12 protein-coding genes and 1 pseudogene are annotated in these 14,395 nt (G+C 70.0%); 8 read left to right on the top strand and 5 right to left on the bottom strand.

The window, feature by feature from the left end:
• The first annotated feature begins 59 nt into the window (after window positions 1–59).
• From pta to ASF71_RS13720, 5 genes and pseudogenes are all read left to right on the top strand, one after another.
• A complete protein-coding gene (gene pta, locus ASF71_RS13735) occupies window positions 60–2,207 on the top strand; it encodes a phosphate acetyltransferase (protein WP_056301210.1) in 2,148 nt (715 codons plus the stop codon).
• An 89-nt stretch (window positions 2,208–2,296) separates the two neighbouring features.
• A pseudogene (locus tag ASF71_RS25225) lies at window positions 2,297–2,476 on the top strand (LD-carboxypeptidase); the annotation flags it as partial.
• 124 nt (window positions 2,477–2,600) lie between these two features.
• The gene (locus ASF71_RS25220) at window positions 2,601–3,239 is read left to right on the top strand and encodes an LD-carboxypeptidase (protein ID WP_235514456.1); all 639 of its coding nucleotides are present in this window, start codon (window positions 2,601–2,603) and stop codon (window positions 3,237–3,239) included.
• Window positions 3,240–3,303: 64 nt separating this feature from the next.
• Window positions 3,304–4,065: a metallophosphoesterase gene (locus ASF71_RS13725; protein WP_056301207.1), complete on the top strand. Its 762-nt coding sequence runs from the start codon at window positions 3,304–3,306 to the stop codon at window positions 4,063–4,065.
• Entirely contained in the window at window positions 4,062–5,018 is a 957-nt protein-coding gene (locus ASF71_RS13720) for a DNA polymerase III (protein ID WP_056301206.1), read from the top strand. The genes ASF71_RS13725 and ASF71_RS13720 overlap by 4 nt, the downstream gene beginning before the upstream one ends.
• A 10-nt stretch (window positions 5,019–5,028) precedes the next feature.
• Here ASF71_RS13720 and ASF71_RS13715 read toward each other — a convergent pair whose 3' ends face one another.
• The 4 genes from ASF71_RS13715 to fumC form a co-directional block, all read right to left on the bottom strand.
• On the bottom strand, window positions 5,029–6,144 hold the full coding sequence (locus ASF71_RS13715) for an LptF/LptG family permease (protein WP_056301667.1): 1,116 nt from the start codon (window positions 6,142–6,144) through the stop codon (window positions 5,029–5,031).
• A gap of 65 nt (window positions 6,145–6,209) precedes the next feature.
• Window positions 6,210–7,259 carry an LptF/LptG family permease gene (locus ASF71_RS13710; RefSeq protein WP_200939713.1) on the bottom strand — a complete coding sequence of 350 codons (1,050 nt, stop codon included), beginning with the start codon at window positions 7,257–7,259 and terminating at the stop codon, window positions 6,210–6,212.
• Between the two features lie 125 nt (window positions 7,260–7,384).
• Entirely contained in the window at window positions 7,385–8,077 is a 693-nt protein-coding gene (gene ddrC, locus ASF71_RS13705) for a DNA damage response protein DdrC (protein ID WP_056301205.1), read from the bottom strand.
• A gap of 246 nt (window positions 8,078–8,323) precedes the next feature.
• Window positions 8,324–9,718 carry a class II fumarate hydratase gene (gene fumC, locus ASF71_RS13700; protein ID WP_056301201.1) on the bottom strand — a complete coding sequence of 465 codons (1,395 nt, stop codon included), beginning with the start codon at window positions 9,716–9,718 and terminating at the stop codon, window positions 8,324–8,326.
• A gap of 191 nt (window positions 9,719–9,909) precedes the next feature.
• Here fumC and ASF71_RS13695 point away from each other — a divergent pair, with 191 nt between their 5' ends.
• Window positions 9,910–10,185, top strand: coding sequence for a hypothetical protein (locus tag ASF71_RS13695; protein WP_056301198.1), 276 nt, complete (start codon window positions 9,910–9,912; stop codon window positions 10,183–10,185).
• Between the two features lie 103 nt (window positions 10,186–10,288).
• Here the strand turns inward: ASF71_RS13695 and ASF71_RS13690 are convergent, their stop codons facing one another.
• Window positions 10,289–11,737: a nitronate monooxygenase gene (locus tag ASF71_RS13690; RefSeq protein WP_056301194.1), complete on the bottom strand. Its 1,449-nt coding sequence runs from the start codon at window positions 11,735–11,737 to the stop codon at window positions 10,289–10,291.
• Between the two features lie 194 nt (window positions 11,738–11,931).
• Between ASF71_RS13690 and ASF71_RS13685 the strand changes: the two genes are divergently transcribed.
• The gene (locus ASF71_RS13685) at window positions 11,932–12,933 is read left to right on the top strand and encodes a YpdA family putative bacillithiol disulfide reductase (protein ID WP_056301664.1); all 1,002 of its coding nucleotides are present in this window, start codon (window positions 11,932–11,934) and stop codon (window positions 12,931–12,933) included.
• Between the two features lie 84 nt (window positions 12,934–13,017).
• Window positions 13,018–14,382: a VanW family protein gene (locus ASF71_RS13680; RefSeq protein ID WP_056301192.1), complete on the top strand. Its 1,365-nt coding sequence runs from the start codon at window positions 13,018–13,020 to the stop codon at window positions 14,380–14,382.
• Window positions 14,383–14,395: the final 13 nt, after the last annotated feature.

The raw sequence follows: 14,395 nt of genomic DNA, 5'->3' as shown, positions 1-14,395 counted from the left end.
ACTTCACCCTTCCCTCTCCGTTTCTGCCTCAGCACACTTCCTCCCCGAAGGAGCCCTCCATGAAAACCCTCTTCATCGCCCCGACCCGCAACGGCGTGGGCCTGAGCAGCACGGCGCTGGGCCTCACGCGGGCGCTGGAACGTCAGGGCCTCAAGGTCGCCTTTCTCAAGCCCATCGCGCAGACGCACGAGACGAGCACCGACGACAGCGTGCACTTTGCCCGTACGCTGGCCCACCTCCAGACGCCCGACCCCATCGCGCTCTCGGACGCCGAGGAGCAGCTCAGCCACGGCGCCGAGGACGAGCTGATGGAAGGCGTGATCGCCCTGTCCCGCGCGGCGGTGGGGGGCGGGGCCGACGTGCTCATCGCCGAGGGCCTCGCGCTGAACGAGCGCAACGTGTACGCGGGCGCACTGAACGCCAGCCTCGCGCGCAACCTGGAGGCCGAGACGGTGCTGGTGAGCAGCCTCGCCGGGGTCACGCCGGGCGCGCTGGCCGACGAGCTGGAGATCGCCGCGCAGAACTACCGCCGCAGCGACGGCTCGGGGCTGGCCGGCTACGTCCTGAACTTTGCCCCCGCCGGGCTGGACTTCGGCAGTCTGATGGCCGAACTGCGCGCCCGCAGCCGCGTACTGGCCTCGGGCGAGCTGCCGTTGCTGGGCGTGGTCGCGCTGTCGCCAGGGCTGGGGGCGCCGCGCACGCTGGACGTGGCCCGCTACCTGGGCGCCGAGGTGCTCAACGAGGGCGACGCCGTGCTGCGCCGGGTGACGAGCACGGTCATCACCGCGCGCACGGTGCCCAAGATGGCGCACCTGTTCGTGCCGGGCGCACTGGTCATCACGCCCGGCGACCGCGAGGACGTGATCATGGCCGCGTCTCTGATGCACCTCAGCGGTGTGCCGCTCGCGGGGCTGCTGTTCTCGTCGGGCAGCGCGCCCGAGGACAGCATCGAAAAGCTGTGCCGCGCGGCCCTGAGTTCGTCGCTGCCGGTCATGCGGGTGGACACGAACTCGTACAACACGGCCTCGGCCCTCTCGCGCATGGACGCCCGCGTGCCGCACGACGACCACGAGCGTATGGAGCGGATGCTCGACTTCATCGCCGACCGGCTCGACATCGTGCCGCTGGGCGCCCGCATCCGGACCCCCGGCCCTAGCGGCGAGCGGCGGCTGCCCCCCAGCGCCTTCCGCTACGAGCTCATCCAGAAGTCGCGCGCGGCCGGTAAGCGCATCGTGCTGCCCGAAGGCGACGAGCCGCGCACCATCCGCGCCGCCATCCGCTGCACCGAGAAAGAAATCGCGCGCTGCGTCCTGCTCGCCAAGCCCGAGCGGGTGCGGCAGGTGGCCGAGGGCCAGGGCCTGACCCTGCCCACCGGGCTGGAGATCCTCGACCCCGACGAGATCCGCGGCCGTTACGTCGGGCCAATGGTCGAGCTGCGCAGGAGTAAGGGCCTGACCGCCCCGCAGGCCGAAGCCCAACTTGAGGACACGGTCGTGCTGGGCACCATGATGCTTGCCCTCGGCGAGGTAGACGGGCTGGTGTCGGGGGCAGTGCACACGACCGCCAACACGGTGCGCCCGGCCTTACAGCTCATCAAGACGGCGCCGGGGGCCTCGCTGGTGAGCAGCGTGTTTTTCATGCTCATGCCCGAGCAGGTGCTCGTGTACGGCGACGCGGCCATCAACCCCAACCCCAACGCCGAGGAACTCGCCGACATCGCCATCCAGTCGGCTGACAGCGCCCAGGCCTTCGGCATCACGCCCCGCATCGCCATGCTCAGCTACTCGACCGGCGAGAGCGGCGCGGGCGCCGACGTGGAAAAGGTCAAGGAGGCGACCCGGCTGGTGCGGGAACGCCGCCCCGACCTCATGGTCGACGGCCCATTGCAGTACGACGCCGCCAGCGTCCTCTCGGTAGGCCGCCAGAAGGCCCCCGACTCGCAGGTCGCGGGGCGGGCCACCGTATTCATCTTTCCGGACCTGAATACCGGCAACACGACCTACAAGGCGGTGCAGCGCTCGGCGGGCGTGGTGGCGGTCGGCCCGATGCTTCAGGGTCTGCGTAAGCCGGTCAACGACCTCTCGCGTGGAGCCCTTGTGGACGACATCGTCTACACCATCGCCCTGACGGCGATTCAGGCGACGCAGGGCGGCGGGTCGCCGGTGGCGCCGGCCACATCGGCAGCCCTGCCGGGGAGCGCGAACTGAACGCGCCTACCTTCCTGCGCCCGCCTCGCCTGCCTCCCGGCTCGCGCGTGGCGGCCCTGAGCCTGAGCAGCGGTTTCGTCACCGAGGTGATGGGCCGCTACCACGCCGGCGCGGCGCAGGTCGCCGGGGTGCTGGGCTGGGAGGTGGTGCCCGCGCCCAACGCCCTGCGCGGCCCCGAGTACCTGTATGCCCACCCCGAGGCCCGCGCCGACGACCTGCACTGGGCACTGACCCAGCCCGACATTCACGGGATGGTGAGTATCATCGGCGGCGACGACAGCGTCCGGCTGCTGCCGCACCTGCGTCCCGAGATCGTGCGCGCCCCACCCCAAGGCCTTTCTCGGCTTCAGCGACAGTACGGTCACGCTGCTGCACTTTCTGCGCGCTGGGGTGATGGCCTACTACGGTCCGGCCCTGCTCACCGATCTGGCCGAAAACGGGGGCATCCGGCCGTTCGTCCTCAACGGTCTGCGCTGCGCGCTGGTACAGGAGCCGCGTCCTTTCGACCTCTCCCCCGCCCCCGAGTGGACCGAGGCGCAGGTGCCCTGGGAGGAGGCGGCGCTTCAGGACACGCCGCGCACCTTTTTGCTCGGCGACGGCTGGGAGTGGCTTCAGGGCGACTCTCCGGCCGAGGGCCACCTCGTCGGCGGCTGCCTGGAAGTGCTGGACATGCTGTGCGGCACGCCGGGCTGGCCCTCGCCGGAGCTGTGGCGCGGCGCGGTGCTGGCTCTGGAGACCAGCGAGGACGTGCCGGCGCCCGCGCAGGTCGGCTACTGGCTGCGCAACTACGCCGCGCAGGGCATCCTGGCGGGCGCCGCCGGGCTGCTGCTGGCACGCCCACGCGGCTACAGCGCCGAGATGAAGGCCGAACTGTACGGCTGGGTGCGCCGCGTTCTGGCCGAGGCCGGGCGCCCCGACCTGCCGGTGGTCGCCAACGTGGATTTTGGGCATACGAGCCCGCAGCTCACGCTGCCGCTGGGGGGCCGGGCGCGGCTCGATCCGGCGGCAGGGCGCGTCACCGTCTGGCCGTGACTGTCAGACGGACACCGGGTCATCCCGGCAGGTCGGCGCCGCGCGGGGCCGCCGGGCCGGTATTATGCGGGGCGTGCGGCTGCTGCTGCTTTCCGATATCCACGCCAACCACGCCGCACTGGGGGCGGTCCTCCGTGACGCCGAGACGCGGCGCTACGACCGCGCCGTGCATCTGGGCGACGCGGTGGGATACGGTCCCCACCCGCAGGCGGTCCTTGATACCCTGCGTGACCTCGACGCGACCTGCATTCTGGGCAACCACGACCAGATGCTGCTCGAGTACGCCGACCAGAAACGCGAGTACAAGGAGAGCGTGGTGTCGGTGGCCCTGCGCTGGCAGCTCGCGCGCCTGAGCGAGCGCGACGTCAACTGGGTGCGGACCTGGCGCGACGGCGTGGACGACCCCGACGTGGGCGCGCGCTACCGCCACGGCACCCCGACCAGTCTCGACAACTACATGGACTCGGTGACGGCCGCCCGTGACGTGTTCGCGCAGTGGCAGGGGCGTCTGGGCTTCGTCGGGCATACCCACGTGCCGGGTGTATACGCCACCCTGAACGCCCCGGTCGGCGAGTGGATCAAGGCCCAGCCCTTTCCCGACGGCGGCTCCTACCTCGTGCCGCCTAGCGCCCGCCTCGTCCTGAACCCCGGCAGCGTGGGCCAGCCGCGCGACGGCAACCCGGACGCCAGCTACGCCATCTTCGACACGGCGCGCGGGTCCTTCGAGGTCCGGCGCGTGCCCTACGACATCGCCCGCACGCAGGAGGCGATCCTGGAAGCCGGGTTGCCGCCGGTGCTCGCGGCCCGGCTCGCCATCGGCAAATGACGGCCCTTCCCTCCCTGCCGGACGCGGCGGCGCTGCACGGCCCGCTGCTCGAACAGACCGGCGCCTTCCGGGGCAACGCGCTGCTGCTCACCGGCCCGGCGCGGGTAGGCAAGCTGGCCCTGGCCGGCGCCATTGCTGCCCAGCACAACTGCACCGGGACGCGCGGTATGTACGGCGAGGCCTGCGGGACGTGCCCGTCGTGCCGCGCGCTGGCGGCGGGCGCCCATCCCGACCTCCTGACGGTCGAGCCGCGCGCCACGACGACCACCGGCAAGGCGGCGCGGCGCAAGATCATCCCTATCGGGGCGATCCTGCAGGGCCGCGACAAGGGCCGCGACTACGAGACGCACGTCTACGAATTCCTGGAGGTCCGTCCGACCTTCCGGCGGCGCGTGGTGACGGTGGTGGGTGCCGAGTACCTGGGTCCCGAGGCCGCCAATGCCCTGCTCAAACTCGTCGAGGAGCCGCCGCACGGGGCACTGTTCCTGTTCCTGGCCGAGGACCTGCGCGCCGTGCTGCCCACCATCGTGAGCCGCAGCGCCCGCCTGGGGGTCGCCCCCGCCAGCGACGAAGCGCTCGGGCGCGCCCTGGTCCGTGCCGGTGTGGACGCGGGCGAAGACCTGATCGCCTTCGCGGGGGGCCGTGCTGGGGTCCTGACCGAGCACGCCGCCGTGAGCACCGCGCTGGACGACGCCCGCACCTTCGACGCCGCACTGGGCGGCCCGCTGCTGGCCGCGCTGGGCGCCGCCGAGGCCCTGGAAAAACGCTGGGAGGCCGCGTGGCACCCCGAGACCCTGCGCTTCGTATGGCGTGAGCGACTTCCTGCTGCCCGTGCCCGCGCCGACACCGCGCTGGACGAACTGCAGGGCGCTCTGGAAGCCTACGCCAGCCCCAGCCTCAGCTTTCAGGTGTTCGTGCTGCGGCTGCGCGACGCCTTCGGCGAGGCGGGCTGAGCCGCGCCGGTCAGCGCCGCGCCGAGCGCCACAGCAGCGCCGCCCCCGCCAGCACGGCGATGAGGTCGGGGGTGTAGGCGGCGAGCGCGGCGGGCAGCGCGGCCTGTTCGCCCAGCACCTTGAACACGCTCCAGGTGGCGTAGTACGCGAAGGCCAGCAAGATGGCCCAGGTCAGGCCCAGGTTCAGGCCGCTGCGGAAGGTATACACGGCGAGGCTCACGGCGAAAAAGGCCAGGGCCAGGGCTACCAGCGGTTCGGCGAACTTGCGGTGCAGCGCCATGAAATCGGCAGGCGAGGCGACATGCTGGGCGCGGTACACCGCCGTGCGAGCCAGCAGCTCGCGCAGGGGCAGGTAGATGGGCTGCACCTGCCCGCTGCTTGCCGCGTTGGGGTCGAAACTCGTCTGCACGTCCTGCACCGGCAGCGTGCCCTTCTCGAAGCTCAGCACCGTGACCGGGCGCGAATTCTGGTAGGTGACGCGCTGCCCGTCTTCGAGTTCCAGCACGTTGCTGCCCGGAGTCAGCCGCCCCCGGCTCGCCGTGATGACCTCGCGCGGCGCCTGCGCGGTCTGCATGGTCACGATACGCAGGTCGCCCAGTTCGCCGCCCGGCCGCACCTCGCCCACGCTGATGGCCCGGCCCAGGGCGTCGGTAAGGACCAGGGAGCGGCCCTGCGCGTCGGTACTTCCCAGCCCGATCACGCGCGGGTTGTCGAACACGATCTGGCGCTGGACCTTCTGGACCTCGACCTGCGCGCGCGGCATCAGGCCCTCGCCGATGGCGAAGGACAGCGCCGTGACCCCCAGGGCCAGCGCCAGCACCGGGCGCAGCAGGCGCGTGACCGCGACCCCGCCCGCCAGCGCCGCCTTGATCTCCGAGTCGGCCGCGAGACGCGACAGGCCAAGCAGCGCCGCGAACATCAGGGCGATGGGCAGCGCGCGGGCCACCGCCTCGGGGATGTTCAGGGCCAGCAACCGCGCCACGAGCAGCGGGCTGGCCCCCTTGGCGAGCAGCGGCGCGATCACGTCCTGAAGGGCCGCGAGCACGAGGAGCAGGATCACGACCGCCAGCGCTCCCAGCAGCGGCGGCACGATCTCGCCCAGGACGTAGCGCTCGAACAGCCGCAGGCCGGGCCACCGACCGGAGCGCCGTGCGGGTTTGGGCGTGGGCACGGGTCCGGAGGCTGGGCGGCTCATCGGTTCAGCCTCCAGGCCAGCCCCAGCCCCAGCAGGCTGAAGAGCACGCTGGGCAGCCACGCGGCCACCTCCGGCCCGACGGCCCCCGAGCGGGCGAGGGTGGGCATGGTCTCCCACAGCACGTAGAAGCCCGCGATGAAGACGATCACGGCCGCCGTCGCCGCCGCGCGGCTGCGGAACAGCAGCCCCAGGGCGCCGGCCGCCAGCGCGAAAGCGACCGGCGTGAAGGGGTCGGCGTAGCGCGCGGCGAGCTGGTAAGTGTAGTCACGCCGGGCCTCACGTCCAAGATCGTCCCGGGCCAGCTCGGCGCGCAGCCGCGCGTTGCTGATCTTCTTGGGATCGGGGGGCGGCGGCTCCAGACGGTCCTGCTGCGGCACCGTCACCGGTCCGGTCTGCTGGGCGGGGGCCTGCCCCGTACGCGTGACCCAGGGCGAATCGAGGGTCCAGGTCTGGGCCTGGGCGTTCCAGCGTCCGGTCTGGGCGGTCAGGATTTCGTCGCCGCGCTGGACCATCACGCCCGAGAGCTGCGCGCCCGCGCCGCTGCTGTCGTTCAGCACCCGCCCGGCGTAGTACAGGGCCCCAGGAGGCGCGTAGGTGTAGCGGTCCTGGCTGGGAATGGGGTTGGCCATCCCGAAGATGCCGTACCAGGTGCGGTCCCAGCGGTCCAGGCCCGCCGGCACGACGCTCCCGGCATTCACGAAGGCTACTCCACCCACGAGCGCGAAGGGCAGCAGCAGGGGCCAGATCACGCTCAGCGGGCGCACACCGGCCGCCAGCAGGGCCTTGACCTCGCTGTCGCGCTGCAGCCGCGAGAGCCCCAGCAGGATGCCGAACGGCACCGCCAGCACGAGCGAACGGTTGACGAACGTCGGCAGGATGCCCAGAAACGCCGCCCCCGTCTCGGAGAAGGTGGCCTTGTAGGTCAGGGCCTTGCCGACCGTGCTGCTCAAGGCGTCGGTCATCTGGAGGATCAGGAACAGGGCCAGGCCCGCAAGGTACATCCCCATGACCTCGCGCAGCACGTAACGCGGGAGTTTCAGCGGCACGGTGGGGTGTTCCGGATCACGCGGCGGGGCGGGGCACTGGGCGGCACGCCCCGGATTCTAGCGGCCCCGGATGAGCGAAAAGCCCGCAGACACAGAGGATGCGGGCCAGGAGTAGGCGGCGGGCCCTAGCCGACCTGGGGGGCGGGGGCCTGCCAGCCCTGACGCTCGTGGCGGGCGACGTGTTCGTGCAGGCGCAGGATCGCCGCGTTGCCGTGCGCGCTGCGTTCCTGGATGGCCCGCGCGGTGGCGGTGTCGAGGTACGCGAGGCGCAGCAGTTCGGTGCTGCTCAGGCCGTCGCGGGTGTTCTTGACGCCGCGGTCGCGCCGGATGTCGGCGCTGCTCACGCCCAGCACGCTGCGGTTGCTGATGCTGCCCAGCTGCCCGAACACCTGGCCCTCGCCGCCGTGACGGGCCACCGTGCTCATAAGTTCGCGCCGGGCGCCGGTGCTTTCCAGCCGGGCGGCCAGCCATCTGCGGGCTTCGGGGTCGGGATTCCGCTCGGCCACCTGCGCGGCGAGGCGCACGTCGCCCTGCATGGCGCGCGCCAGCAGCTCCTGGGCCCGCTTGCGCCAGCGCCGGGACTGCGGCGTGTCCAGCGTGAAGGCCAGGCGCGCGAAGTCGGGCACGCTCAGGGTCGCTTCGGGGCCGGCCCCGAAGTCGCGCATGTCACCGGGCAGGTCATGGGTGGTCGCGAGGTGGGTCCATTCGGCCGGGTTGAGGCCCAGCTGCCCCAGGGCAGTAGGCGCGTGGAGGAGGCCGTCCGCGCTGACAGGCAGGCGCACGGTGCCAAATTCCAGGGTCAGGGAGGCGTTCTTCATACGAAGAATATAACACATATTATGTCAAAAACATAATAAAAAGAGAAATCGAAGGGCTGAGTTTTCTCGCTCCCAGTCGGCCAAATTCACCTACTTGGTCTTACGGCTGCTCTACAGATTCGTCGCCTTCCCTGACCTGATGAAGGCGGCGCGCCCTGGAAGGATCGGGCGAGGTGGGAGCACCTCCCGAACGCGCCAGGGGCGGGTCGAAGTGCAGTGCCTCCGGCCCACCCCCGGCGATTCCGACTAGTTGTGCGTCATGTCGAGCGGCACGACCCACTCATCGAACTCGGCGTCGGTGACGTAGCCCAGGGCTAGGGCGGCCGCCTTCAGGCTGCTGCCCTCCTTGTGGGCCTTCTTGGCGATGGCGGCGGCCTTGTCGTAGCCGATGTGCTTGTTCAGGGCCGTGACCTGCATGAGGTTGATGCTCAGGTTCTGCTCGATCTTGGGCAGGTTGGGTTCGATGCCGGTCGCGCAGTTGTCATTGAAGGCCAGCGAGGCATCCGCGATCAGGCGGATGCTTTCCAGGACGGCATGCACCATCACCGGCTTGAACACGTTGAGCTGGAAGTTGCCCTGCGACCCTGCGAACGCCACAGTGGCGTCGTTGCCGAACACGCGGGTGGCGACCATCGTCATGGCCTCGCTCTGGGTCGGGTTGACCTTGCCCGGCATGATGGAGCTGCCCGGCTCGTTCTCGGGAATGGTGATCTCGCCGATGCCATTGCGCGGGCCGCTCGCCAGCCAGCGCACGTCGTTCGCCATCTTCATCAGGGCGCCGGCCAGGGTCCGTAGCGCGGCCGAGGTCTGCACCAGCGCGTCATGCGCCGAGAGGGCGGCGAACTTGTTCTCGGCCGAGCGGAAGGCGAAGCCGGTCTCGGCCGCGTACTTCTCGGCGGCCAGGTCCCCGAACTGCGGGTGCGCGTTCAGGCCGGTGCCGACCGCCGTACCGCCGATGGCGAGGTCCAGCAGGCCTTCGCCCGCGTGCCGGACTTCGGCCAGGGCGTAGTCGAGCTGGGCCACCCAGCCGCCGATCTCCTGTCCCAGCGTGATGGGCGTGGCGTCCTGAAGGTGCGTGCGGCCCACCTTGACCAGCCCGGCGTGCTCCCTCGCCTTGGCGTCCAGCGTGTCGCGCAGCTTGCCCACCGCGCCGTACAGCCGCTCGTTGAGTTCCAGTACCACCGCGATGTGCATGGCGGTCGGGAAGGTGTCGTTGCTGCTCTGGCCCCGGTTGACGTGATCGTTGGGGTGGACCGGCTTCTTGGAGCCCATCTCGCCGCCCGCGATCTCGATGGCGCGGTTGGAGATGACCTCGTTGGCGTTCATGTTGCTCTGGGTGCCCGAGCCGGTCTGAAAGACCACAAGCGGAAAGTGGTCGTCGAGCTTCCCGGCGATCACCTCGTCGGCCGCCTGCACGATGAGGTCAGCCACGTCGCGGGGCAGTTCGCCCAGATCGGCGTTGGCCTGCGCCGCGCCCTTTTTCAGGATGCCCAGCGCCCGGATCACGGGCCGGCCCCAGACGAAGGTGTCGCGCCCGATCGGGAAGTTGTGGATGCTGCGCTCGGTCTGCGCGCCCCAGTAGCGGTCGGCCTGAACGTCCAGCGTGCCCATCGTGTCGGACTCTTTGCGGGTTTGGGTCATAGCGCCTCAGTCTATAAGGGGCGACTTCCGGCGGGGCGGCTGTCACGGGGCCGGGGACGCGGGTACGCTGAGTTCGGGCCGGGCTGTCTCGAACAAATTCGTCGCCTGCTCCGGCCATTTGGCCCGTGGCCCTGGCCGTCCTGACTGGCCGCCGTGCCCTGAAGCCGCAGCTGACCCAAGAGCCCTGACCGATGAAGACGCCGAGACCGTACGTTTACGCCCTGTATGAGTTCGACCGGCATTCGGAGCGGCTGGAGCGGCGGTTCGAGCTTCCGGACTGCGACCCGGAACTGGTCAGAGAGCAGTTTGCCCCTGACGGGACGCGGGAACCCTACATCTTCGACTCTTTTCCTGTCGTCTCCTACCGGCAGGCTCTTCTGCTCGCGCCCCACCTGGTGACCGCTTCCCTGGACTTCTCGCAGAAGGATTATTTTTTCGAATCCAACCAGTACAGCTTCGAGTGCTGATTCATCAGGAAAAATGACGGTCTGATGGGCAACAGAGTGGCAGAAAGAGCGGCACAGTGGAGGCGATGAAGCCTCGCTGTGCCGCTCTTTCTGCCGTTCCGGATCAGACGCTCAGTGCGGGGCTCTGGACTCCGGCCAACAGCGTGTTGATCACGTCGGCGGCACTGTAGCCCTCGGGCCACTTGGGAATGTCGCTGATGCTGTCGCCGCTCGTGACCAGCGGCAGCTCCATCAAGCCGCCCTTCTGGATCTGGGCGTAGCCGGCGTCGGCCAGCAGGGCGTTGCACAGGCACTTGCGGCCCACGGTGTTCTCCAGCTTGCCGCCCTTGCTCAGGAAGGCGTCTACCGGTTCGGCGGGGCAGCGCAGCACGACCTTGCCGTCCACCTCGGCGGCCTCGCGCAGGTAGCCCACGTCGCAGATGCGCGTCCGGGCCTGGTACAGCTCTTCCTCGGCCAGCGTGTCGGGCAGCTGCGCCACCTTGAAGGGAAAGCCGGTGGGCGAGGCGAGCGGATCGGTAAAGACCGTCAGGCGGTCCTCGTGGGCACGGCGCTGCACGCGCACCCGTAGTTCGTCCCGCATCCCCGAGTCGGTGCAGAAGGCGAACAGCGTGCCGAGCTGGACCCCAGCCGCGCCCTGGTCCAGCGCCGATTGCAGCGCCTCGGGGCTACCGTGACTGCCCGCCAGCCAGAAGGGCCGGTCCAGCTTGCGCATCTCGTTCAGGTCGGCTAGGTCGCGCTCGCCGTAGATCGGCTGGCCCAGTTCGTCGTAGGTGACCTGCCCGCGCGGCGGGGCGTTGTGGCCCCCGGCGGTCGGACCCTCGATGATGAATCCCTCGATGGACCCGCTCGCCTTGCGGGCCAGCACACCGGCCAGCACATGCGAGGTCACGATGGGATAGAACTTCGGCCGCGCCAGGGTCACGCCCCCGAAGCCGTACTCGGCCGGGTCGAAGGTGAGCAGCGGGCCGCCGCTCTCGGCTTCCTTCACGTCCAGCCGCACCGAGCCGGGCAGGCCCTGGGCGAAGTTGTCCAGCACGCCGGGAATCTCACGCGGGATGCCCGCGCCCATGATCACCGTGTCCACCCCGGCCAGCACCGAGCCGTACAGCGAGGGCAGGGTATGCATCTGCAACTTGGTCAGCAGGTTCACGCCGACCGGGTTGCTGTGGCCTTCGCGGGCCAGCCACACCTCGACGAAACCGCCCATGACTGCCAGACTCCAGGCGGTGCGGTGGCTCTTCAGACTGGGCAGCGGCACGCGCTTGTAGGGCTGCTCCGGGGCGCGGCCGTCCGGCAGGAAGTAGGCCTTCACGGCGGCGGCCGCCGCGTCCTGATCGGGGTAGTGCTCTAGCGCGCGCCGGACGTGACCGCCGGGGTCGCCGTCCTGGAGACGGCGCACGAGCACGTTGTCGATGCCGGTGGCCGAAACCACGCCGAGCTGCCCCGTGCGCGACACTGCCTGGGCCAGTCCCCAGTCCGAGATGGCGACCCCCATGCCGCCCTGGATGATGCGGGGCAGCGGGGCGGAAGTGGGCGGGGTGGCGTTCGTCATGGCAGTTCTCCTGAGCCGTGGGTCGTCTGAGCGTGCATAGAGACGTGGCCCACGGATACAGTCCCGAGTATCCCCTTCCCCGGCGCGCTCTTCTCTACTTTGGAACGCGGTCAAGAAAAGCCGGGAAGTCCCGGCCCGCCGACTTTCTCTTCACCTTACGGTTATTCGCCCTCTGTCCTGACACAATGGCCTGCATGAGTGCGCTTCTGGACGTTGCCATCGTCGGGGCCGGGCCGGTCGGGCTCGCCGCCGCCATCGCCTGTAAACGTGCGGGCCTGAGTTACGTGGTCCTGGAAAAGGGCTGCGTGGTGAACGCGATCTTCGAGTACCCGACCTACATGGGCTTTTTCACGACCGCCCCCGAACTCGAGATCGGCAATCACCCGATGGTCACCGGCCATGACAAGCCAGACCGCCGCGACGCGCTGATGTACTACCGCCTCGTGACCCAGCGCGAGGAACTGAAGGTCGAGCAGTACACCGAGGTTACCCGGGTGCACGCCGCGCCCGCCGGCTTCACGCTGGAGATCGAGCGGCGTGACGGCACGCCCGGCGTGGTCGAGGCCCGGCGCGTGGTCGTGGCGACCGGCTATTACGACAACCCGCTGGGCCTGGGAATTCCCGGCGAGGACTCCGAGAACGTCAGCCACTACTACACCGAGGCGCATCCCTTCATGGGCCTGAATGTCACCGTCATCGGGGCCGGCAACTCGGCGGCCGACGCGGCGCTCGACCTGTGGCGCGGCGGCGCGAAGGTCACGATGGTCGTGCGCGCCCCCGAACTCAAGAGCACCATCAAGTACTGGGTGCGCCCCGACCTGGAAAACCGGATCAAGGAGGGCAGCATCGCGGCGCAGTTCAACTCGCGCGTCGTTGAGATTCACCCCGAGTACGTGCGGGTGCAGCGTGAGGACGGCACGACCTGGGAGCTGCCCACCGATTTCACCTTCGCCCTGACGGGTTACCGCCCGGACCTGTCCTTCCTGGCAGACCTGAACCTCGCCGCGCAGCCCGACGAGTGCCTCGTGCTCGACGAGCACTACCAGAGCAGCGTGCCCGGCCTGTTCGTGGTCGGTTCGGCCGGTTTCGCGGGCCGCACCAACCAGGTGTTCATCGAGAACGGGCGGCACCACGCCCTGCTGGCGGTCGCGGAGATCAAGCAGCAGCTCGGCACGCGCGAACTGCGTCCGGCCTGAGCGCCCCGGTTCATGAAGCGGCTGGCCCCGGTGGTCAGCCGCCGTTCATCGTGTGGGCGCGGGCCCGTGGGATACTGCGGGGCGATGAAGAGCCTCCACCGCGCCCTGCTGGGTGCCCTGCTCGCCCTCGGCCCGGTCCAGACCGCCGTCGCCCAGACCCAGACTCCGGCAGCTCCGGCCACGCCCGTCCAGATTCCGGCCGTGCCCGTCCTGCCTCCGAGCGAGCCGGCGACCACCCCTGGGGTGCCGGCGCCGGTCACACTCCCGCTGGAGACACCGACTCCAGCCCCGGCTCCCATCGTACCTACCCCGGTAGCGCCTGCACGGACCCCGCCCGCGCCCGCCGCTCCCCGGCCAGCCGTCAGCGCGCCTCTGCTCATCTCGGTCAAGGCGGCGCTGCCGGCCATCGTGGACGGCAAGAAGACGACTGTGCCCTTCGTGCAGACCCTCTCGATTCCGGGCGCGCGCATGGCGCAGCTCCGGGCGCGCGGGACCCTCACCGAGAGCCTCGACGCCGACCTGACCCGCTTCGTGGCCTCGGTGGCCGGGCCGGCACGCGACGCCCGCTTCGAGCCGGTCGGCAGCGGCTGGGGCGTCGTGCAGCGCAACGCCCTGACGGTGGACCTGCCGGCCACCCGCGCAGCCGTGCTCGCGGCGCTCAAAGACCCGCGCGGCGTGCAGGCGAACGTGGTCGTGACCGGGCAGACTCCTCCTAAGCGCACCCTGGACTTCTTCATGTCGCGCGGAGTCACCGCCTATTACGCCACCGGGCAGACGAGCTACTACGGCAGCAGTGACGCCCGCGTGACCAACATCCATGTCGGGGCGCGCAACTTCCAGGACCGGCTGGTCGAGGCCCGGACGGTGTCCTTCAACGCCCTCATCGGGCCGGTGAGCGCCCGCAACGGCTACGTGCCGGGACTGGTCATCGCCGGAGACCAAACGGCCACCGGCGTGGGCGGCGGCATCTGTCAGGTCAGCACGACCGTCTTCCGCGCGCTGTACGGCGCGGGGCTGCCCATCGTGCAGCGTCAGAACCACTCGTATCAGGTGCACTACTACGATCCGCAGGGCCTTGACGCGACCATCTACCAGCCCACCCTGGACCTCAAGTTCGCCAACGATTCCGGCGGCGCGCTGTGGTTTCAGACCGATTGGGACGACGAATCGTCTGTCCTGACGGTGCACGTCTTCGGGCGTCCGCGTGACTACACGGTCAGCATCGGCGCGCCGCGTACCCTCAAGTCCACGCCCTCACCTGCCGACCGCCTGATCTACGACGCCTCCATGCCGGCCGGCCAGCGTACGCAGGTGGACTGGGCCGCGCCGGGAGCCGTCATTGAGGTCACGCGCAGCTTCCTGCGGGATGGCAAGTCCTTCAAGCAGGACGTTCTCAAGAGCACCTACCGCCCCTGGCCCAACATCTTCCGGGTCGGTACGAAGAAGTAAGGCGTGGGAAAGG

Origin of the sequence: Deinococcus sp. Leaf326, assembly GCF_001424185.1 — a bacterium.
Lineage (GTDB): Bacteria > Deinococcota > Deinococci > Deinococcales > Deinococcaceae > Deinococcus.
The sequence above is the reverse complement of the archived record's forward strand: the minus strand, read 5'-3'. Positions and strand labels throughout refer to the sequence as shown.